18 protein-coding genes and 2 tRNA genes are annotated in these 18,210 nt (G+C 68.0%); 8 read left to right on the top strand and 12 right to left on the bottom strand.

The features are described 5' to 3' along the window. Nucleotides 1-219 precede the first annotated feature (219 nt). The 5 genes from ACP7AZ_RS03080 to radA form a co-directional block, all read right to left on the bottom strand. Nucleotides 220-975 (bottom strand): SDR family NAD(P)-dependent oxidoreductase, encoded by a 756-nt coding sequence (locus tag ACP7AZ_RS03080; RefSeq protein ID WP_426035931.1) that lies wholly within the window; start codon nt 973-975, stop codon nt 220-222. 40 nt (nt 976-1,015) lie between these two features. Next, entirely contained in the window at nt 1,016-1,360 is a 345-nt protein-coding gene (locus ACP7AZ_RS03075) for a VOC family protein (protein WP_426035929.1), read from the bottom strand. 64 nt (nt 1,361-1,424) lie between these two features. Continuing rightward, nucleotides 1,425-2,939, bottom strand: coding sequence for an amidophosphoribosyltransferase (gene purF / locus ACP7AZ_RS03070; protein WP_426035927.1), 1,515 nt, complete (start codon nt 2,937-2,939; stop codon nt 1,425-1,427). A gap of 28 nt (nt 2,940-2,967) precedes the next feature. After that, nucleotides 2,968-3,564, bottom strand: coding sequence for a CvpA family protein (locus ACP7AZ_RS03065; protein ID WP_426035925.1), 597 nt, complete (start codon nt 3,562-3,564; stop codon nt 2,968-2,970). A gap of 169 nt (nt 3,565-3,733) precedes the next feature. Further along, nucleotides 3,734-5,101 (bottom strand): DNA repair protein RadA, encoded by a 1,368-nt coding sequence (gene radA / locus ACP7AZ_RS03060; protein WP_426035923.1) that lies wholly within the window; start codon nt 5,099-5,101, stop codon nt 3,734-3,736. A 150-nt stretch (nt 5,102-5,251) separates the two neighbouring features. Between radA and ACP7AZ_RS03055 the strand changes: the two genes are divergently transcribed. Both ACP7AZ_RS03055 and ACP7AZ_RS03050 read left to right on the top strand, forming a co-directional pair. Then, nucleotides 5,252-5,884, top strand: coding sequence for a hypothetical protein (locus ACP7AZ_RS03055; RefSeq protein ID WP_426035921.1), 633 nt, complete (start codon nt 5,252-5,254; stop codon nt 5,882-5,884). 13 nt (nt 5,885-5,897) lie between these two features. Then, nucleotides 5,898-6,515: a DUF1176 domain-containing protein gene (locus ACP7AZ_RS03050; RefSeq protein WP_426035919.1), complete on the top strand. Its 618-nt coding sequence runs from the start codon at nt 5,898-5,900 to the stop codon at nt 6,513-6,515. Here ACP7AZ_RS03050 and alr read toward each other — a convergent pair. Beyond that, nucleotides 6,506-7,549, bottom strand: coding sequence for an alanine racemase (alr, locus tag ACP7AZ_RS03045; protein ID WP_426035917.1), 1,044 nt, complete (start codon nt 7,547-7,549; stop codon nt 6,506-6,508). The two genes, ACP7AZ_RS03050 and alr, sit on opposite strands and share 10 nt — an antisense overlap. 129 nt (nt 7,550-7,678) lie before the next feature. Between alr and gltX the strand changes: the two genes are divergently transcribed. Continuing rightward, a complete protein-coding gene (gene gltX, locus ACP7AZ_RS03040) occupies nt 7,679-9,028 on the top strand; it encodes a glutamate--tRNA ligase (RefSeq protein ID WP_426035915.1) in 1,350 nt (449 codons plus the stop codon). A gap of 42 nt (nt 9,029-9,070) precedes the next feature. Here gltX and ACP7AZ_RS03035 read toward each other — a convergent pair whose 3' ends face one another. After that, nucleotides 9,071-9,379, bottom strand: coding sequence for a CC_3452 family protein (locus ACP7AZ_RS03035; RefSeq protein WP_426035913.1), 309 nt, complete (start codon nt 9,377-9,379; stop codon nt 9,071-9,073). Nucleotides 9,380-9,510: 131 nt separating this feature from the next. Beyond that, nucleotides 9,511-10,116 (bottom strand): TIGR00730 family Rossman fold protein, encoded by a 606-nt coding sequence (locus tag ACP7AZ_RS03030; RefSeq protein ID WP_426035911.1) that lies wholly within the window; start codon nt 10,114-10,116, stop codon nt 9,511-9,513. An 87-nt stretch (nt 10,117-10,203) separates the two neighbouring features. On the opposite strand from ACP7AZ_RS03030, the gene ACP7AZ_RS03025 reads away from it, so the two are divergent. Then, entirely contained in the window at nt 10,204-10,953 is a 750-nt protein-coding gene (locus tag ACP7AZ_RS03025) for a hypothetical protein (protein WP_426035909.1), read from the top strand. 92 nt (nt 10,954-11,045) lie between these two features. Here the strand turns inward: ACP7AZ_RS03025 and ACP7AZ_RS03020 are convergent, their stop codons facing one another. From ACP7AZ_RS03020 to ACP7AZ_RS03010, 3 genes are all read right to left on the bottom strand, one after another. Continuing rightward, entirely contained in the window at nt 11,046-12,245 is a 1,200-nt protein-coding gene (locus ACP7AZ_RS03020) for a winged helix-turn-helix domain-containing protein (protein ID WP_426035907.1), read from the bottom strand. 40 nt (nt 12,246-12,285) lie between these two features. Continuing rightward, the gene (locus ACP7AZ_RS03015) at nt 12,286-13,602 is read right to left on the bottom strand and encodes an Hsp70 family protein (protein WP_426035905.1); all 1,317 of its coding nucleotides are present in this window, start codon (nt 13,600-13,602) and stop codon (nt 12,286-12,288) included. A gap of 108 nt (nt 13,603-13,710) precedes the next feature. Then, nucleotides 13,711-13,785, bottom strand: a tRNA-Asn gene (locus ACP7AZ_RS03010). Between the two features lie 56 nt (nt 13,786-13,841). Here ACP7AZ_RS03010 and ACP7AZ_RS03005 point away from each other — a divergent pair. Then, nucleotides 13,842-14,657 carry a TrmH family RNA methyltransferase gene (locus ACP7AZ_RS03005; RefSeq protein WP_426035903.1) on the top strand — a complete coding sequence of 272 codons (816 nt, stop codon included), beginning with the start codon at nt 13,842-13,844 and terminating at the stop codon, nt 14,655-14,657. Between the two features lie 234 nt (nt 14,658-14,891). Here the strand turns inward: ACP7AZ_RS03005 and ACP7AZ_RS03000 are convergent. Continuing rightward, nucleotides 14,892-14,965 (bottom strand) — tRNA-Cys (locus ACP7AZ_RS03000). Between the two features lie 154 nt (nt 14,966-15,119). Here ACP7AZ_RS03000 and ACP7AZ_RS02995 point away from each other — a divergent pair. From ACP7AZ_RS02995 to ACP7AZ_RS02985, 3 genes are all read left to right on the top strand, one after another. Further along, nucleotides 15,120-15,749 (top strand): protein-L-isoaspartate O-methyltransferase family protein, encoded by a 630-nt coding sequence (locus ACP7AZ_RS02995; RefSeq protein ID WP_426035901.1) that lies wholly within the window; start codon nt 15,120-15,122, stop codon nt 15,747-15,749. A 131-nt stretch (nt 15,750-15,880) separates the two neighbouring features. Next, entirely contained in the window at nt 15,881-17,410 is a 1,530-nt protein-coding gene (locus ACP7AZ_RS02990) for a TolC family outer membrane protein (RefSeq protein ID WP_426035899.1), read from the top strand. 160 nt (nt 17,411-17,570) lie between these two features. Then, a complete protein-coding gene (locus tag ACP7AZ_RS02985; protein ID WP_426035897.1) occupies nt 17,571-18,167 on the top strand; it encodes a DUF2497 domain-containing protein in 597 nt (198 codons plus the stop codon). The last annotated feature ends 43 nt before the right edge of the window (nt 18,168-18,210 follow it).

The raw sequence follows: 18,210 nt of genomic DNA, 5'->3' as shown, positions 1-18,210 counted from the left end.
TCGCCCGAGACTTGTGCGCTCGCCACCGGCCTCGAGCCTGCGTGAAACCAAAGGCGACTCGATTGGTCAGGCCGCTTCTGCGAGGGCGATGATATGGGGCGATCTGCCCTCTGTCCGTCCCTCTCCGATGCCGATGATCCAGACAACCGCAGGCGTCGAAATCCAGGACGGGGACTGGGGGACGGGCGACCGATCGTAGCCTCCCATCCCGCGAGCGCCCTAGATCAGCGCGCCTGCCGGTAGCTCTGTCTTCCAATCCTTGAACGACACCTTGCTGGGCGGCGTCAGATCGCCGCGCGCCAGTTCGACAATCATGGAGCCGAGTTCGGACGGGGCGGGCAGGGTCATGGGATCCTCGCCGGGGAAGGCCTGGGCTCGCATCTGGGTGCGCATCCGGCCCGGGTCGAGGACGCTGATGCGGACGTTGGTGCTCTCGATCTCGTCGGCCCAGGCCAGCATCAGGGCCTCGGCGCCGGCCTTGGTCGCGGCGTAGAGGCCCCAGAAGGCCTTCGGCTCGCGGGCCAGACTGGTCGTCAGGTGGATGACGCGCCCGGCGTCGGAGGCGCGCAACAGGGGCTCCAGTGAGCGGATCAGGCGATAGGTTGCGGTGAAGTTGGTCTTCTCGATCTTGGCGAAGCCGCGCGGGTCGATGTGGCTGACGGGGGTCAGGCCCTGCGCGCCCAAGGTGGCGGCGGCGTTGACCCAGATGTCGAGCTTGCCGAACCGGCCGAAGATGGCGCCGCCCAGACGATCGATGCCGCCGCCGTCGATCAGGTCGAAGGGCACAAGCGTCGCGTGACGGCCGGTCGCGGCATAGATGGCGTCGTCCAGCTCCTCGAGAGCGCCCTGTGTCCGCGCCGTGGCGACGACGTGGGCGCCGGCGACGGCCAAGGCCAGGGCGGCCTCATAGCCGATCCCTCGCGAGGCCCCGACAACGAGGGCGATACGGTCTTGAAGCGGGAGGGCGTCGGTCATCGGGCCTGATAGCGCGCCGACGGAACCGGCGGAAGACGGTTCAGAACCCTTCTCCCGCCTGCCACAGGCTGAAGCTCGCGCCCTGATCGTCGTGGACGGCGCAGCTGAGGCCGGTAGGGCTTTCGGCAGGGATCGCGGACTTGCCGCCGAGCGCGTTCACCCGCGCGCAGGTCGCTGCGATGTCGTCGACACGGAAATAGAGGTTGGCGTAGTCGCGGGCGCGCTCGACCTTGGTGAAGCCGAACGGCGGATTACTGCCGGCGACGTGGGCGTAGGTCGACCTCGACGCGTCGTCGTCGAAGGTCCACCCGAACAGAGCGCCGTAGAAGGCCTTGGCCCTGGCGATGTCCACGGTGTCGAGGGTGAAGTAGCCGAGGTTGATCATGGCTTCCTTGCCTGGGCGCGATCCTGTCCGAAAACCGGCGTCCACTGTCTCGGGATCGCGCCTGCTAAGCGCTGACCAGCAGGGAAAGTTGCCGGCCGACCGCATCGCGGCCGCCTTCCTCGATCTCGCGGTCCACCAGACGGGTCGGATAGTCGCCGGTGAAATAGTGGTCGGTGAACTGGGGCGCGGCGTCGTTGCGGCCCGTCTCGCCCATGGCCTTGTAGAGACCATCGACGGACAGGAAGCCGAGCGAGTCGACCTCCAGCACCTGGCGCATCTCTTCCACGGTCTTGTTGGCGGCGATCAGCTGGTCCCGCTCCGGCATGTCGATGCCGTAGAAGTCGGGCCACAGGATCGGCGGGCTGGCGGAGCGCAGGTGGACCTCGGTCGCCCCGGCGTCGCGGACCGCGCGGACCAGTTTCACAGAGGTGGTGCCGCGCACGATGGAGTCGTCGATCAGGACGACGCGCTTGCCCTCGATCACTGAGCGGTTGGGGCTGTGCTTCATGGCCACGCCCTTCTGGCGGGCGCCCTGGCTCGGCTGGATGAAGGTGCGGCCGAGATAGTGGCTGCGGATGATCCCCATCTCGTAAGGAATGCCGCTGGCCTGGGCGTAGCCGAGCGCGGCCGGGACGCCGGAGTCGGGGACAGGGACGACGACGTCGGCGTCGATCGGGAACTCGCGGGCCAAGCCTTCGCCCATCCGCTTGCGCACTCCATAGACAGAGCGGCCATTCACGACGCTGTCCGGGCGCGAGAAGTAGACGTATTCGAACAGGCAGGGCCGGGCCGCGCGGGCCGGGAAGGGCTTCAGCGAGCGCAGGCCCTCGTGGTCGATGACGATGACCTCGCCGTGTTCGACGTCGCGCACGAAGGTCGCGCCGATGGTGTCGAGCGCGCAGGTCTCCGACGCCATGACCCAGGCGTTGCCGATCTTGCCGAGCACCAGCGGGCGGATGCCCAGCGGATCGCGCGCGCCGATCAGCTTGGTGCGGGTCTGGGCGACCAGGGCATAGCCGCCCTCGATCCGCGCCAGGGCGTCGATGAAGCGGTCGACGATCTTGGCCTTACGGCTGCGGGCGATCAGGTGGAGGATGACCTCAGAGTCCGAGGTGGACTGGAAGATCGAACCCTCGCCGACCAGCTGGTTCCGCAGATAGTGGAAGTTGGTCAGGTTGCCGTTGTGGGCGATGGCGATGCCGCCCTGGTCCAGATCGGCGAACATCGGCTGGATGTTCCGCAGGAAGCTGCCGCCGGCGGTCGAATAGCGGGTGTGGCCGACGGCCGCCGAGCCCGGCATGCGTTTGGCCAGGTCGGTGCCGCCGAACGCCTCGCCCACATGGCCCATGTGGCGTTCGGTGTGGAATCGCTCGGCATTGACCGAGGCAATGCCGCAGGCTTCCTGACCACGATGCTGCAGGGCATGCAGGCCAAGTGCGACGATGCCCGAGGCCTCGTCCTTTTCGGCGCCCCAGACGCCGCAGACGCCGCATTCGAGGCGCGGACGATCATCATCTGCGTCTCGATAGTGCTCCCGGTGAACGACCGGGGGCTGGATGTCGTGAGGCAAGCTGCGCATCGTGGGGGCTCCGATGACAGGCGAAATTTTACTGGGCGGCGGACGGGCGCGAGTTAGGGCCGGTTTGGGGCAAGGGCAAGGCTTGATCGCCGGAAAAGCCTCTGCGGACGGACGAATCGACCACGGGGCTGATGGCGTCGGCGCCGCGTCCGATGCCGGGCAGGATGAACTGGATGGCGCGGGCGGCCCCGGCGCTGACCGGACGCAATGTCGCCTCCGACAGCCAGCGCGGCGTTCGCTCGCCCGGCATGGCCGCCACGATCACCAGATGGATGGCTCCCAGCAAGACCAGCGAGCGTGCGGCGCCGACGAGGATGCCGATGAACCGGTCGACGCCGCCGAGGGTCGGATGGGCCTGGGCCCGCCGGGACAGGATCGAGCCGAAGATGCGGATGCCGAAATAGACCAGCAGGAAGGACGCTATGGCGGCGGCGATCGAGCCGGCCCAGTCCGGGTCGATGAGGGCCCGCCCAAGCGGCGCCGTCAGCGGCAGGGCGACCAGGGCAAGAAACGCCGCCAGCACAAAGCTGAGCAGGGTGATAATCTCGCGCGTACCGCCGCGAACCCAGCCGGCGGCGGCTGAGGCGAGGATGACGATAATCGCGAAGGCGTCGAAGCCGGTCATGCAAATGTCTCCTCCCCGTTCGCGCCTTCGCAAATGGGGAGGGGGACCACGAAGCAGTGGAGGGGTTTTAGAAGCCTGGTAGACGGCGATCGTTTCAAAAAAGAACCCCTCCGTCTTTTTGCTTCGCTACGAGTCACCTCCCCGTCTGCGATGGAGAGGTGACGTAGGCTCAATACCTGTTCTGCGAGATTCTTTCGACGGCTTCCGTCAATCGGCTGACGCCTGTGATCAAAACGTCGCCGCTCTTGACTGTCAGGGGCGGGGAAAGGGCTTGGTCGAAGCCAAGCTTCCGGGCTTCGCGCAGCCGGGCTTCGGCGCGGCCCACGGCGCGGACCTCGCCCGACAGGCTGATCTCGCCGAAGACGATACAGCCCTGGGGCAGGGGCATTCCGGTGGCCGAGGAGATCAGGGCCGCCGCAGCGGCGAGGTCGGCGGCGGGTTCATTGATGCGCAGACCACCCGCGACGTTCAGATAGACGTCCTGGTCCCCGAAGCCGAAGCCGCAGCGCGCCTCGAGCACCGCCAGCACCATGGCGAGACGGCCGGTCTCCCAGCCGATGACGGCACGGCGCGGGGTGCCATAGGCGGATTTGGACACCAAGGCCTGGATCTCGACCAGGACGGGACGGCTGCCCTCGATGCCCGCGAAGACGGCGGCGCCCGGTGCGCGATCCTTGCCTTCGCCGAGGAAGAGGGCGGACGGGTTGGAGACTTCGCGCAGGCCTGCGTCCCCCATCTCGAACACGCCGATCTCGTCGGTGGCACCGAAGCGGTTCTTGCCGGCGCGCAGGATGCGGAACGGGTAGCCGCGCTCGCCTTCAAAGCTCAGGACCGCGTCGACCATGTGTTCGACGACGCGCGGGCCGGCGACCTGGCCGTCCTTGGTGACATGGCCGACGAGCACGACGGCCGGGCCGCCGGCCTTGGCCAGTCGCACCAGTTCGCCGGCGCAGGCCCGGACCTGGGTCACCGAGCCTGGCCCGGCCTCATGGGCGTCGGACCACAGGGTCTGGATCGAATCGACGATGACGATGTCGAACGTCTCGCGCTTCAGCGTGGCGAGGATGTCGCGCAGCGCCGTGGCGGAGGCGAGCTGGACAGGCGCTTCGGACAGCCCCATCCGTCTGGCGCGGGCGCGTATCTGTTCGATCGCTTCCTCGCCGGAAATATAGGCGACGCGGGCGCCCGAAAGGGCGGCGCGGCCGGCGACGTCGAGAAGCAGGGTCGACTTGCCGACGCCGGGATCGCCCGAGAGAAGGATGGCCGAGCCGGGCACGACGCCGCCGCCGCAGACGCGGTCGAACTCGGTCACGCCGGTGACGATGCGCGGCGGCTCGGGCGTTTCGGACAGCAGGGATTCGAACTGCAGGCCCCGCGCCCTGGCCGTCGATGCGGGTTTCAGGGCTCCGGGAGGCGAGGCCGAGCGGCCCTCCTCCACGATGGTGTTCCACTGGCCGCACGACCCGCACTGGCCCGACCACTTGCCGTGGACGCCCCCGCAGGACTGACAAACATAGATCGCACCGTCTCTGGCCATGAGTGACGGCTTACAGGAGTCGCGAGCGGCGGGGCAGGGGGCGGTTTCAGGCCTGCGACCGTTTCAGACGTGGGCGGGGACCGTCAGGATTGACTGCTTGCGCGGGCGGCCGAAACGCCGTTCGCTGCCTCCAGTATATTGGGGGAAGACATGAAGAGCATCTGCATTGCGGCCATCGCCGCGCTCGCCCTGGCCGCGTGCCAGCAGGGGGCTGAAACCAAGGCTCCGGCCGGGGCGGCGAGTCCGTCGCCGGCCGGTTCGGACGCCGCTGTGGCGCGCATTCTGGCCATGCCGGTGGCGGACCGGTGCGGAAGCGATTGGCCCGGTCATGCGACCCCGACGGCGAACCAGGTCATCGATCTGGGCGGCGGCGCCTTCGCGGTCCTGACCGACTGCTACCCGACCGAGGAGGGGAAGGCGCCTTGGAAGAGCCTGCACACCCAGGGCGTAGACGGGGTGCTGAAATCCCAGTCGCTGATCCTCTTCAATGGCCCGGAGGCGGAGTTCGACGAAGGCTTTGACTGGGAGCCAAGCCTTACGTCGCAGGCGACGTGGGATACGGCGGCCAGGGAACTCGTCTGGTCCGACACGGTCGGGCCGAACGATGGCGAGACGTCCACCCAGACGCGCACCATGCGCTGGAGCTGGGACGGGTCCAGGCTGGCGATGCTGGGCGCGGTCCGCGTGACCCATGCGACGCCTGGCGCGCCTGCGACCGGCGAGGTCACCGGCTGGCCCGCGGCCGGCAAGACCGACCCGACCCCGCTCGCCACTCCTGTCTAGGCGGAGAGACCCCATGAACAGATCCATGATCTGCGGCGTGGCCGCGATGGCTCTGCTGTCGGCCTGTCAACAACAGACGCCGACTGCGACGGACGCCGGCTCGGCTCCGGACGATGCGATCACCGCCAGGTTCGAAGCCCTTAAGGCCTCCGCCCTGACGATGGTGAAGGCGGATGAGGACTGCGTGTTGCCCGAGCCGATGGAGGGCGAGCGCACCGTGGAGGCCGTCGACCTTGGAGGCGGTGATGTCGCCGTGCTCGTCGTCTGTTCGACCGGCACGGCGGACCAGTGGAGCCGGGTCTATGTTTCCGAGGACAACGGCGCGCCCGTCCATGTCCCTCTGCCGTTCTACAAGTACCAAGGCGCGGACGGCTGGATGACCTGGGACGCGATGTCGAACCTGTCATGGGATGCTGCGACCAGGACTTTTGCAGGATCGACCCGGCTCCAGGCGACGGGATGCGCCGAAGGCGCCGAATGGCGCTGGGACGGCGCGCGGCTGGTGCTGGCTCGCCAGTGGCACATGGACTGCGGGGCGATCGGGGCCGACGGCGAGCTGCCGGATCCCGTGGACGACTTCCCGACCACCCCGCCGACCGAACAGCCGGCTTGGATCGCGGCTCAGGCCTGACCGAGGTAGCGGCGCTCGCAGCGGTTGCCGATGGACGTCAGCAGTTCATAGCTGAGCGTCCCGGCGGCCATGGCGGCGTCGTCGACCGGGCGGTTGGCGCCGAACAGTTCGACGCTGTCGCCGACCGAGACCTCGACGCCGGTGACGTCCACGGCGATGACGTCCATCGACACGCGGCCGAGCAGCGGGCGCAGGGCACCTGCGATCCAGACCTGTCCGTTCGGGCTTGAGCTGCGGAACACGCCGTCGGCGTAGCCGGCGCCGCAGGTGGCGATGCGGCGGGGTCTGTCGGCGATGAAGCCGCGGGAGTAGCCCACACTCTCACCGGCGGGGAGGTCGCGGATCTGGAGCACTTCGGCGGTCAGGGTCGCGACGGCCTTCAGTCGGTCGTCCGGTCGGCCCTCGGGACCACCACCGTACAGGCAGATGCCCGGTCGGACGGCGTCGAAGACATGGTCGGGACCCAGGAAACAGCCGCCGGAGTTGGCGAAGGACTTCAGCGCATCGGGATAACGTCCTGAAACGTTTGCGAAGGCGTCGCGTTGGCGCCGGTTCATCGGTTCCGCCGGATCGTCGGCGCAGGAGAGGTGGCTCATGACCAGTTCGAGTCCGGTGAACGGCTCCGGCGCGTCATCCGGGCGGAAGCCCAGGCGGTTCATTCCGGTGTCGATCTGGAGTCCGCAGGCGCCGCCGCCGGCCGCATTCCAGGACGCGATCTGGTCGCCGTGGTTGAGGATCGGGCGCACGTCCGCAGCCTTCAGCGCCGCAGCTGCGTCTCCCACGCAGCCGTCGAGCACATAGATGGTTGGTCCCGCCCCGAGAGCCTCGCGCAAGGCGACGGCCTCGTCTGTTCGCGCCACAAAGAAAGTCCGCGCGCCCTCTGCCAGCAGCCGCCTGGCCACCGGAACGGCGCCGAGGCCATAGGCATTGGCCTTCACTACCGGATGCACGGGCACGCCTGACACCGCTTCCAGCGCATGGAAGTTGTGCGAAAGCGCGTTGAGATCGACGGTCAGGGAGGCGGGCGCGGTCATTGACGCCTTATGCCGCAAGATCGTTGCGGGAAAAGCCGAAAAGCGACCGAACGGCCGGATCGCGGCTGTCCTTGACTTGGGGCGGCGCGTGACCGACCTACGCGCCTCGCTTTCAAGGTCTCCCTATCCATGTCCGTCAAGGTCCGTTTCGCCCCGTCGCCTACCGGCAAGCTGCATGTCGGAAACGTCCGCACCGCCCTGGTCAACTGGATGTTCGCCAAGGGGCAGGGTGGATCCTTCGTCCTGCGCATCGACGACACCGATCTGGCCCGCTCGACGCCGGAGTTCGAACAGGGGATCGAGGACGATCTGACCTGGCTCAGCCTGCTGTGGGACGAACGGTACAACCAGTCAAAGCGGTTCGACCGCTATGACGACGCGGCCGAACGGCTCAAGAAGGCCGGGCGTCTTTATCCGGCCTGGGATACGTCCGAGGACCTGGATCGTCGCCGTAAGGTGCAGCTGTCGCGTGGTCTGCCGCCGATCTACGATCGCGCCGCCCTGACCCTGACCGACGAGGAGAAGGCCGCGTTCGAGGCCGAGGGTCGCAAGCCGCATTGGCGCTTCAAGCTGGATGGCCGCCGGGTCGCTTGGGAGGACCTGTCGCGCGGTCACGCAGAGGTCGATACCGCCTCGATGTCGGACCCGGTGCTGATCCGCGAGGACGGCCTGTATCTCTACACCCTGCCGTCGGTCGTCGATGACATCGACATGGCCATCACCCACGTCATCCGGGGTGAGGACCACACGACCAACACTGGCGCCCAGATCGAGATCTTCGAGGCCTTGATTGCTGCCGGCCTCGGCACGACGGTTCCGAACTTCGCCCATATGCCGCTGCTGGTCGGCGCGGACGGGGCGGCCCTGTCCAAGCGGCTGGGGTCGCTGTCGGTCGCGGAGATGCGCGACCAGGGCTATGAGCCCATCGCCATCACCAGCCACCTGGGCCGGATCGGGACGTCCGATCCGCTGGAGGTCGCGGCCGACATCCATGCCCTGGGCCTGGGCTTCAGTTTCGACAAGATGGGCCGGTCGCCGGCGCGCTACGACACAGAGGATCTGGATCGGCTAAACGCCCAGGCCCTGCACGCCATGCCCTATGCGACCGCAAAGGGGCGGCTGGAGGCTCTCGACTGCGACCTCGGCGAGAGCTTCTGGGACGGAGTGCGGGCCAACCTGACGAAGTTCGCCGACGTGGTCGATCTGGCGCGGATGGTGCGTGGGCCAGTGACGCCGGTGATCGAGGATCCGGCCTTCGCGGCGGCGGCCCTGGCCGTCCTGCCGAAGGTCATCGATGCGGGCGCGTGGTCGGCATGGACCAATGCGGTCAAGGAAAGCACCGGCGCCAAGGGCAAGGCCCTGTTCATGCCGCTACGCCACATCCTGACGGGCCAGCCGCACGGGCCGGACATGGCGACGATCGTGCCGCTGATCGGGCGCGAACGGATCGAGAAGCGGCTGAAGGGCGAAGTCGCCTAGGGGGCAAAGAAAAGGGGCAGCCCGCTGGGCCGCCCCTTTTGCTTAGGCGTTGCAGACGGCCAGTTGTTCGGCCGACAGGGCCGTGCCCTTCCACGAGAACTCCGTCACCGGGCCCAGACGGGCGGCGACGCGACGGCAGGCGCGCGGGGCGGGCTGATCCGCGCCGCCCGAAGCGGTGCAGGTCTGGCCTTCGCAACGCCAGTTGGCGCCGTCGATGACGGTGGAGCGGGTCGGGACGCGCGAGGCGTCGGCCAGGACGACGCGGGTGGCGGCGGAGGACGGGGCCTGGGCGACGGCGGGAGCCGCGGCGAAGGCGGCGCAGAGGGCGAGCAGGGGGAGGACGGCGCGCATGGGGAAACTCCGGTGCAGGGAACGGACCGACAGGGTCCAGCGTCAACACCGACATAGTGCGTTGTTATTCGAAACTGTCAATCCGCGTTTTCAAACGGAACGGACTTCGGAGCTGACTGACCAATGATTACTTATCGCTGGTCATGTTTCAAGACAGGGGAGGCGTCAGTCTGTCGCATCGCCTCGATTGCCTCCTCGACCGTGTCGCAGACGACCCACGCTTGCAGGAAGGAGGGCGGGGTGAAGCCGGTCTCAACGCTCTGGCGCATCAGGGCGAAGAAGGTCTCCCAGAAGCCGTTGATGTTGAGGAAGATCACCGGCTTGCCATGCAGGTCCAGTCGTTTCCACGACAGCAGTTCGACGACCTCCTCCAGCGTTCCGATGCCGCCAGGCGCGACGACGAAGGCGTCGGACTGGTCGTACATCAGCTGTTTGCGCTCGTGCATCGAGGTGACGACGATGGTCTCCACCTCGTCGAACAGGCGTTCGCGGCTGCGCAGGAAGGCCGGCATGATGCCGACGACCCGCCCGCCGGCCTCGTGCGCCGCCCGGGCCGAGGCGCCCATCAGGCCGACGCCGCCGCCGCCATAGACCAGACGCCAGCCTTCGCGCGCTGTCGCCGCGCCGAACGCTGCGGCCGCAGCGGTGAAGATCGGATCGGCCGCATCGGACGATCCGCAGAACAGGCAGACCGACTGACCGTCGAACGGAGCGATGGTGGGGATTGACGCCGACATGAACCCTCGAGACGAGACGCAAGATTGGAGACAGGCCGGTCGAGCCGGTCTATCTGGGCGAACAGTCCTACAGACCCGGTGGACAGGATGAAACGACCGATCGCATCGAGGCTTTCAGCGACCCTGACCTGCGCCATTGCGCTGAGCGTCTCTGCCTGCGGCGAACAGGCCCAACCGGCCGCAGACGCGACCCAGGAAACGGGTTGGATCATGCCGCCCGAGATCGACGCGGTCGCTTCGAGCGGGCGAGAGCTGATCGTTCGCGGACAGGCCTCTCCCCTGGGGCGGGTCGTGGTCAGCGGCGCGGGGGGTCTGGCCTATGCCGTGGGCGCCGACGCTGAGGGGCGGTTCGAGCTGCGCGTGCCGCGCCCGGCCCAAGACACCCTGTTCCTGGTCGAGGCGCGCGCGGGCCAGGCCGGCTTTCCGGCGCCCTATCGTCTTCTGATCGGAGCTGACCCCTCGGCGCCGATCGCGCTTCTGGCCATCGGTGCGCCCACGCAACGACTGGATTCTGGCCTCGGCCTGGACGCCGTCGACACCGACGGACGGGCGGTCTTCGTCTCGGGAAGGTCGACTGCCGGGACCGGGGTGGTCATCGAAGGGAGCGTCCAGAGCACGGTAACGGCGGACGAGGAGGGGCGCTGGCGGCTGGCGGGGTCCGGCGACGGCACGACGCCGATCACGATCGACGGACGGGCCTATGCGCCGGCTCCGGGTGCGGTTGCGGAGCCCGGTAACCTGCATCGGGCCGGGGCGGGATGGAGCATCGCCTGGTCGAGCCCGGGGGGCGGGCGCCAGTCGACGTGGTTCCCCGACAAGCCTGCAACGGCTCGTTAACCAATTCGGCTCACCGATACAGCGTTCTCTCAGAGGACACCCACCACCGAACCTCTTCAGCCCGGCGCCCGCGTCGGGCTTTTTCTTTGGCGTCAGCGCGAGAGAGCGTCGGACAGATCGGCAGCGAGATCGCCGAGCTCCTTGACCCCGACCCGGCCCAGACCAAGCCAGTCCGCCATCCGGATCAGTTCCGCCGCCAGTCTCGAGGGGGTCTCCGGCGTCGCCAGCGGCTCGCGCCATGCCGCCTGGACAAGCAGGACGCCCGCCTGGCGATCCGCCTTCAGATCGACCCGAGCCGTGATCGCCTCGTCCTCGAGGAAGGGCAGGACATAGTAGCCGTGCGCCCGCTTGTGCGCCGGGGTGTAGATTTCCAGCCTGATGCGCACGTCGAACAGCCGCTCGGTCCGATCCCGGAACCAGATCAGGTTGTCGAAGGGGGAGAGCAGAGCGGCGCCTTGCACCTTCCGAGGGCGGCGGGCGTCCGGCGCAATATAGGTCGAGCCTTTCCAGCCCGGGACGCCGACGGGCGTCAGTGCGCCCTCCTCGACCAGTTCGGCGATGCGATCGCGCGCGTCCTGCAGCGGCATGCGGAAATAGTCTCGCAGGTCGGCAGCGGTGGCCACACCCATGGCCTCGGCGGCGATGCGGATCAGGGCGCGCTGGGCGTCGGGTTCGGACGGGGTCGGCAGGCTCTGGATTGCTGGGGGAATGACCCGTTCGGTCAGGTCATAGACCCGCTCGAAGCCGCGCCGGGTCCTGGTCGTGATCAGTCCGGCCCAGAACAGCCACTCCAGCGCGCGCTTGCCGTCCGACCACTCCCACCAGCCGGGCTTGCCGCGCGGGCCAGTGGCGAAGTCGGCGCCTGTCACAGGGCCGCGTCGTTCGATCTCGGCCAGGACGCCGTCGATATAGTCGCGACGTTCCCGGCCGAAGCGATTGATCCCAGGCCAGGCGCCATGCCCGTCGCGCGCCCGCTCCATCCGCCAGCGCATCAGGGGCTGGATCTCCAGAGGCATCAGCGAGGCCTCGTGGCCCCAGTATTCGAAGAAGGACGGCTTCTTGCCCCAGGCCTCGGTCTCAAGCAGGTCGCGCGGATAGGCGCCGAGGCGGGAGAAGGCGGGCAGATAGTGGGTGCGGCTGACGACATTGACGCTGTCGATCTGGATCACGCCCAGGCGACGGGCTGTGTCCCGGAACTGGCGCGTGCCGGCGCTCGTCGGATGGGGTTTGCCGAAGCCCTGGGCGGCCAGGGCCATGCGTCGGGCGAGGGCGGGCGAAAGCTGTTCGGTCATATCTGCACCGATCCTATCGGGCGAGACCGGCGAAGTCTCGTCAGCGGCTTTCGGTCCAGAGATCGAGGTCCGTTTCCCGCCCGATCATGGCCAGGCCTGACGCGATGGACTCGAACTCGCCGCCGGTCTCGATCTTCGCAGGGTCGAATCGCCGGTTGAAGATGTCGCGCACCGCCGGGACGAAGGAGGTGCCGCCGGTCAGGAAGATGCGGTCGATCTGGCAGGGGCGCAGGCCGGATCCCTCGATTGCCCTGTCGACGGCCGCCTCGATGGCTGCCAACTCGGGTGCGATCCAGGCCTCGAACTCCGATCGGGCGACCGGCGCTTCCAGACGAATCGATCCGGCGTCGAAAACGAAGGTCGCGCTCTCGTCGCGCGACAGGTCCATCTTCAGGTGCGAGATCGCCTGGTAGAGGGCGTAGCCGTGATTGTCGTCGAGCACCTCGATCAGCCGCGCGACCTTCCCGGGTTCCTCTGCGATCCGGGCCATGGCCCGGATGTCCTTCATGTCGCGCGAGGCGCGCAGCAGGGCCAGCTGATCCCAGCGCGCAAAGGCGGCATAGTAGCGCTGGGGGATGGGCAGGGTCTTGCCGAGCGTCCGGTATGAGCCGCCCTTGCCGAGCGCCGGCGACACAAGCTGGTCGATGATCCGGTAGTCGAAGGCGTCGCCGGCCACGCCGACGCCGGATCGTGCGAGCGGCGTGGAGCGCAGCCCCTGGGGCGACGGCTCAAAGCGGACGATGGAGAAGTCGCTGGTGCCGCCGCCGAAGTCCGCGACCAGCACATTGGCCGGTTCGGTCAGTTTGCGAGCGAAGAAGAAGGCCGCGCCGACAGGCTCATAGGCATAGCGGATGTCGGTGAAGCCCAGCCGGGCGAAGGCCGTCTGGTAGCGCGAAAGCGCGAGGTCCGCGTCGGGCGCTCCGCCGGCGAAGGTCACAGGTCGCCCGACGATGACGCGAGGCGGCAGGGCGTCCATCGTCTCGCCCGCGTGATGCCGGAGGCGCAGCAGGAAGGCCGCCAGCAGGTCTTCGAACTTGTAGCGCCGGTTGTCGATCACCGTCTCGGTGAAGGCCGCGCTGGCGGCGAAGGTCTTGAACGACTGGATGAAGCGGGTTTCGAGTGGATCCTCGACATAGGCCTCTATGGCCCACGGACCGGCCTCGACGACTCGCTCGGGCGTCCGGCCGTCGGCGCCGGGGTGAAGCTGGAAGCTCAATGTCGAGCGGAACGTCGCCAGATCGCCGCCAGGCGCCTCGAAGCGAATCACGACCGCCTCGCCATCGCCGCTGGTCAGGGCGACGACCGTGTTGGTGGTGCCGAAGTCGATCCCGATCGTCGTCGCGGATTGCAGAATCATGAGCGGCGCCTCGGTTGCGGCCGGGACGGCGCTGATGGTCTGTCTTGGCCTGGGGGCTCGCCGCCGAAAGGCGGTATCGCCTTGTCGAAATCGGGCTAAAGCGCCGAGTGGCTCCGCGGGTAGGATTCGAACCTACGACCAGCCGATTAACAGTCGGCTGCTCTACCACTGAGCTACCGCGGAACAGGGGCTCGGGAGGCGGGCCTATAGCAGCGGCCTTCTTGATTGTGCAACGGGAAATGTCAGCCATCGCCATTCAGTTCATCGACGATCCCGCCGATCCCCGCGTAGCCGCCTATCGCGATATCCGCGAACGCGACCTGACCGGCCGCGAAGGGCTGTTCGTGGCGGAAGGGGAGGTGGTGATCCGCACCCTGCTGTCGCCGACGTCTCTGTGCAGAGCCCGTTCGTTGCTGATCGCTGCGAATCGACTCGACGCCCAGGGCGAACTGGTCGCGGCGGCGGGGGAGGCGCCGGTCTATGCGGCGTCGCAGGCGGTGATGGACGCCATCGCCGGCTTCCCCCTGCATCGCGGCCTGCTGGCCCTCGGCGAGAAGCCGGTCGAGCGGACCGTCGCCGAGACACTGGCGGATCTGCCGGAGGAATGTGTGGTGCTTGCCTGCGCAGAGATCGGCAACCACGACAATATGGGCGGCCTGTTCCGCAATGCGGCGGCGTTCGGGGCGGCGGCGGTGCTCAGGGACGAACGCTGCTGCGATCCCTTCTATCGCAAGGCCATCCGGGTTTCGGTCGGCGCGGTGCTGAGGACGCCGAGCGCCCGCGCTGCCTCGCTGGAACAGTTGATCATCGCTCTTCAGGCTGCGCGGTTCGAGGTGATCGCCCTGTCGCCCGGTGCGGGCGAGCGGTTGTCCGGGCTGGCTGGCGGGGGTCGCAAGGCCGTTTTGGTCGGTTCCGAAGGGCCGGGCCTGCCGGCGGAGATCATGGCGCTGGTCAGGACCGTCGGCATCCCTATGGCGGGGGGATTCGACTCCCTGAACGTCGCTGTGACCAGCGCCCTCGCCCTGTACCAAGTCACAGCCGTGTCGATTCGCTGACAGTCGCGTGATTTCAGCGCGTTAACGTTTCATGCACCTTGATGAACGCCGATTTTCATGACGCTATGGAGGTCCGGGGAGGACGACATGGCTGGTATTCTGGGGTTCATGAGCCGAAACGTGCGGATGGCAGTCGCGATTGCCGTAGTGGCCGCGGCTGTCGGCGGCGCCGGCGCGATCGGCTGGCTGACTGCGCCGATCTAAAAATCATCATCGATCTCAACGAGATCGCGATGGAGGCCTGACCGGGAATCGAACCCGGGTGCAAGGATTTGCAGTCCTCTGCGTCACCACTCCGCCATCAGGCCACAGGGCTTTTTGAGATGCCCCAGATCGCGAGGGGCGTTCGCTATCAGATTGGCTTCGTGGCTGCAACGCGATTGTCGCCGGAGACGCACGGACCTATAAGCGCGCCAGATTTCCGGCCTGGCCGGTCGCTTCGCTTCAAGGATTCCGCGTCACATGGATTACGCCGCCGCTCGCAAGGTCATGGTGGACTCCCAGGTCCGTGTGAACGACGTCACCGACCGCGGCCTTCAGGCCGCCTTGATGGCCGTTCCTCGCGAACACTTCTGCGCCCCGGACCAGGCCTTCGCCGCCTATGGCGAGGTCGAGGTCGAGATTGCCGCCGGGCGCCGTCTCATGCAGGCGCGCGAGGTCGCCAAATTGATCCAGGCGCTGGATGCCCGCGAGGGCGAGACGGCCCTGGCGATTGCCGGCCCCTACGCCGCTGCCGTGCTGGCCGCCATGAAGGTGTCCGTCACCGCCCAGGAAGCGGAACGCCCCGTACTCGACGTCGTCGGACCGGCCCTGGCCGACGCGGGCGTCGCCACCGTCGTCGCGCCCCTGTCGCAACCGACGGGCCAGGACTGGGATATCATCGTCTCCGAAGGCGCGGTCGCGGTTCGTCCGACCGCCTGGCTGGCGGCGCTGCGTGTCGGCGGCCGTCTGGCGGTGGTCGAGCGCCCCGGTCCGAACGGCCGGGCGGTGCTCTATGTGAAGGGTCGCGAGGGCGTCTCGCGTCGCGAACTGTTCGACGCTGCGCCACCGGTGCTGGCCGAAATGACACCGGCCCCCGCTTTCGCCCTCTGATTTGCCGCCATTTCGACGGAGCCGGGTAGCGGTCGCGTGAATAAAACTTAACTGGCGTAGCTGTAGGCCCTCAAGCACTAGGCCTGTGAAGAGATACCGGCGCCGTTCGCGACGCCCATCGGGATACTGTCATGTTCAAACGCTCGCGCGCGCTCGCCTCCGTCGCCCTGATCGCCGTTACGGCCGGTTTGGCCGCTCCTGCCTGGGCCGAGACCCTGCAGGAGGCCATTGCCCTGGCCTACCGCACCAATCCGACCCTGCAGGGTCAGCGCGCCCAGCAGCGCGCCCTTGACGAAGCGGTGCCCCAGGCCCGGGCCGGCCTTCGCCCGACACTCACCGTCAGCGGGTCGGCCAGCTACAGGAACATTGACTCGCGTGAGCCCGGGATCGACCTCAACGGCGACGGGATCGTCGATATACCGAGCTCGCGTAATTCGACCGATACCGATTCGGTCGGCGCCAGCATCGGCGTGGACCAGACTTTGTACTCGGGGGGACGCATCGCGCGTGGCATCGACGCCGCCGAGGCGTCGGTCCTGAGCGGCCGCGAGGGCCTGCGCAGTATCGAGCAACAGGTGCTGGCCGCCGTGATCCAGGCCTATGTCGATGTCCAGCGCGACGTCGAAATCCTGCGCATCCGTGAGGCCAACCTGGCCGTCCTGCGCCGACAGCTGGACGAATCGAACGCCCGCTTCGAGGTCGGCGAGATCACCCGCACCGACGTCTCGCAGTCGGAGGCACGCCTGGCCCAGTCTGAAGCCGACCTCGCCGGCTCCCAGGCCCAGTTGTCGGTCTCGCGCGCCACCTATGCCGCCGTCGTCGGCCAGGCGCCCGCCAATCTGGAAGATCCGCCGGCGCTGCCGGGCGTGCCGACCGATTTCGACGCCGCCCTGGACATCGGCCTGGCCGAGAACCCCAGCCTGCTGGCCGCCGAATATCAACTGCGCGAGGCCGAGGCGCGTCACGCCCAGGCCCGCTCCGCCTATCTGCCGTCCGTGGGTCTCTCCAGCTCGTATGGCGGCTCGACCCCGATCTCCGGCTTCGACCTGTCGGATCGCACCAACACCTTCCAGGCCGGCGTCAGCGTCTCGGTGCCCCTGTTCACCGGCGGGCTGAACAGCTCGCGTGTGGCACAGGCCTTGGAACAGGCCAACGCGGCCAAGATCGAAATCGACCGCCAGAAGCGCTCCGTTCTGCAGGGTGTCTCGAGCGCCTACGCCCAGGTCGTCTCGAACCGCTCCCAGTTGGAGGCAGGCGTCGCCGGTGTGAGCGCCGCCCGCGTGGCCGCCGAGGGTGTCCGTCAGGAGCAGCAGGTCGGTCTGCGCACGACCCTCGACGTGCTGAACGGCGAACTCGAGTTGCGCAACGCCGAGATCAACCTGGCTGTGGCCAAGCGCAATCTCTACGTCGCCCAGGCGTCGCTGCTGACCTCCATGGGTCGTCTGAGCGGCGAGGACCTGAACCCGGGCCTCGAGGTCTATGATCCGGCCGTCAACGCCGACCGCGTCCGCCTGCGCGGCGCCGTGCCCTGGGACGGTCTGGTCGAGACGCTTGACCGTATCGCGGCCCCCCTGATCACTCCGGCGAACGAGACCGAGAACGCGCCGATCGACACCCAGCTTGACGGCGAGATCGTTCGGACCGCGCCGAACTCGAACTGACGCCTGCGGATTAACCAGCCAGGCGAAAAACGCCCGTTGATTCCCACGGGCGTTGATGCGACGAAATGAACTGGGGCAGGGCTGAACGTCGGCTCCGACCCTCTTTGTTCGTCACCCGTGGGCCCAAGGCGGCCGGCGCAGGTTCTTCGAAGGCCCGATCATGACCGACACCACCGCCCAAGAGCCGACGATGGAAGAGATCCTGGCGTCGATCCGCCGGATCATCTCCGAAGACGACGCGCCCGCCGCCGAATCGGCCCCGGCCCCCGAGCCCGTCGAAGCGGCGTCGCCCGCCCTGATGGACGAGACCCCGTCGATGCAGGAGCCCGAGCCGCAGGAAGAGGAAGAGATCCTCGACCTGACCGACCGCTACGAGGCCCCGGCGGCCGAGACGATCGGCGACCTCGACGTCATCGCCCCGGCCGACGAGCCGGAACCCGAACCCTTCCCCACCTCGTGCGCAGAGCCGGAGCGTCCCGTGGCCCAGGAGCCGGCGCCCAGCGCCTCGTCCGTGCCCTATGATTCGCTCGTCGGCGAAAGCGCCTCGGCGGCGTCCGCCTCGGCCTTCGCCGGCCTCTCCGCTGCGTTCCGCCAGCCCGAGCCGGTTCCGACCGGCGGCGTCGGCCCAACCATCGACGACCTGGCCCGCAGTCTGCTGCGTCCGATGCTGAAGGATTGGCTTGACGCCAATCTGCCCGGCATCGTCGAGGCGGCGGTAAAGAAGGAAGTCGAACGCATCGCCCGCAGCGCGGGCTAGCCCCGCTCGCCACCGGCGACTAAGACCAGCAGGGGCGGCTCTC

This window comes from Brevundimonas sp. DC300-4 (genome assembly GCF_049897365.1).
In the GTDB taxonomy this organism is placed as follows: Bacteria; Pseudomonadota; Alphaproteobacteria; order Caulobacterales; family Caulobacteraceae; genus Brevundimonas.
The sequence above is the reverse complement of the archived record's forward strand: the minus strand, read 5'-3'. Positions and strand labels throughout refer to the sequence as shown.

What these genes read in the sequence shown, in the direction of transcription:
- ACP7AZ_RS03015 (WP_426035905.1), bottom strand. Translation starts at nt 13,602, where the DNA reads ATGATTCTGCAATCCGCGACGACGATCGGGATCGACTTCGGCACCACC.
- ACP7AZ_RS03050 (WP_426035919.1), top strand. Translation starts at nt 5,898, where the DNA reads ATGAACAGATCCATGATCTGCGGCGTGGCCGCGATGGCTCTGCTGTCG.
- radA (WP_426035923.1), bottom strand. Translation starts at nt 5,101, where the DNA reads ATGGCCAGAGACGGTGCGATCTATGTTTGTCAGTCCTGCGGGGGCGTC.
- ACP7AZ_RS03080 (WP_426035931.1), bottom strand. Translation starts at nt 975, where the DNA reads ATGACCGACGCCCTCCCGCTTCAAGACCGTATCGCCCTCGTTGTCGGG.
- ACP7AZ_RS03005 (WP_426035903.1), top strand. Translation starts at nt 13,842, where the DNA reads ATGTCAGCCATCGCCATTCAGTTCATCGACGATCCCGCCGATCCCCGC.
- gltX (WP_426035915.1), top strand. Translation starts at nt 7,679, where the DNA reads ATGTCCGTCAAGGTCCGTTTCGCCCCGTCGCCTACCGGCAAGCTGCAT.
- purF (WP_426035927.1), bottom strand. Translation starts at nt 2,939, where the DNA reads ATGCGCAGCTTGCCTCACGACATCCAGCCCCCGGTCGTTCACCGGGAG.
- ACP7AZ_RS02985 (WP_426035897.1), top strand. Translation starts at nt 17,571, where the DNA reads ATGACCGACACCACCGCCCAAGAGCCGACGATGGAAGAGATCCTGGCG.
- ACP7AZ_RS02995 (WP_426035901.1), top strand. Translation starts at nt 15,120, where the DNA reads ATGGATTACGCCGCCGCTCGCAAGGTCATGGTGGACTCCCAGGTCCGT.
- ACP7AZ_RS03065 (WP_426035925.1), bottom strand. Translation starts at nt 3,564, where the DNA reads ATGACCGGCTTCGACGCCTTCGCGATTATCGTCATCCTCGCCTCAGCC.
- ACP7AZ_RS03075 (WP_426035929.1), bottom strand. Translation starts at nt 1,360, where the DNA reads ATGATCAACCTCGGCTACTTCACCCTCGACACCGTGGACATCGCCAGG.
- ACP7AZ_RS03055 (WP_426035921.1), top strand. Translation starts at nt 5,252, where the DNA reads ATGAAGAGCATCTGCATTGCGGCCATCGCCGCGCTCGCCCTGGCCGCG.
- ACP7AZ_RS03035 (WP_426035913.1), bottom strand. Translation starts at nt 9,379, where the DNA reads ATGCGCGCCGTCCTCCCCCTGCTCGCCCTCTGCGCCGCCTTCGCCGCG.
- ACP7AZ_RS03020 (WP_426035907.1), bottom strand. Translation starts at nt 12,245, where the DNA reads ATGACCGAACAGCTTTCGCCCGCCCTCGCCCGACGCATGGCCCTGGCC.
- ACP7AZ_RS02990 (WP_426035899.1), top strand. Translation starts at nt 15,881, where the DNA reads ATGTTCAAACGCTCGCGCGCGCTCGCCTCCGTCGCCCTGATCGCCGTT.
- alr (WP_426035917.1), bottom strand. Translation starts at nt 7,549, where the DNA reads ATGACCGCGCCCGCCTCCCTGACCGTCGATCTCAACGCGCTTTCGCAC.
- ACP7AZ_RS03025 (WP_426035909.1), top strand. Translation starts at nt 10,204, where the DNA reads ATGAAACGACCGATCGCATCGAGGCTTTCAGCGACCCTGACCTGCGCC.
- ACP7AZ_RS03030 (WP_426035911.1), bottom strand. Translation starts at nt 10,116, where the DNA reads ATGTCGGCGTCAATCCCCACCATCGCTCCGTTCGACGGTCAGTCGGTC.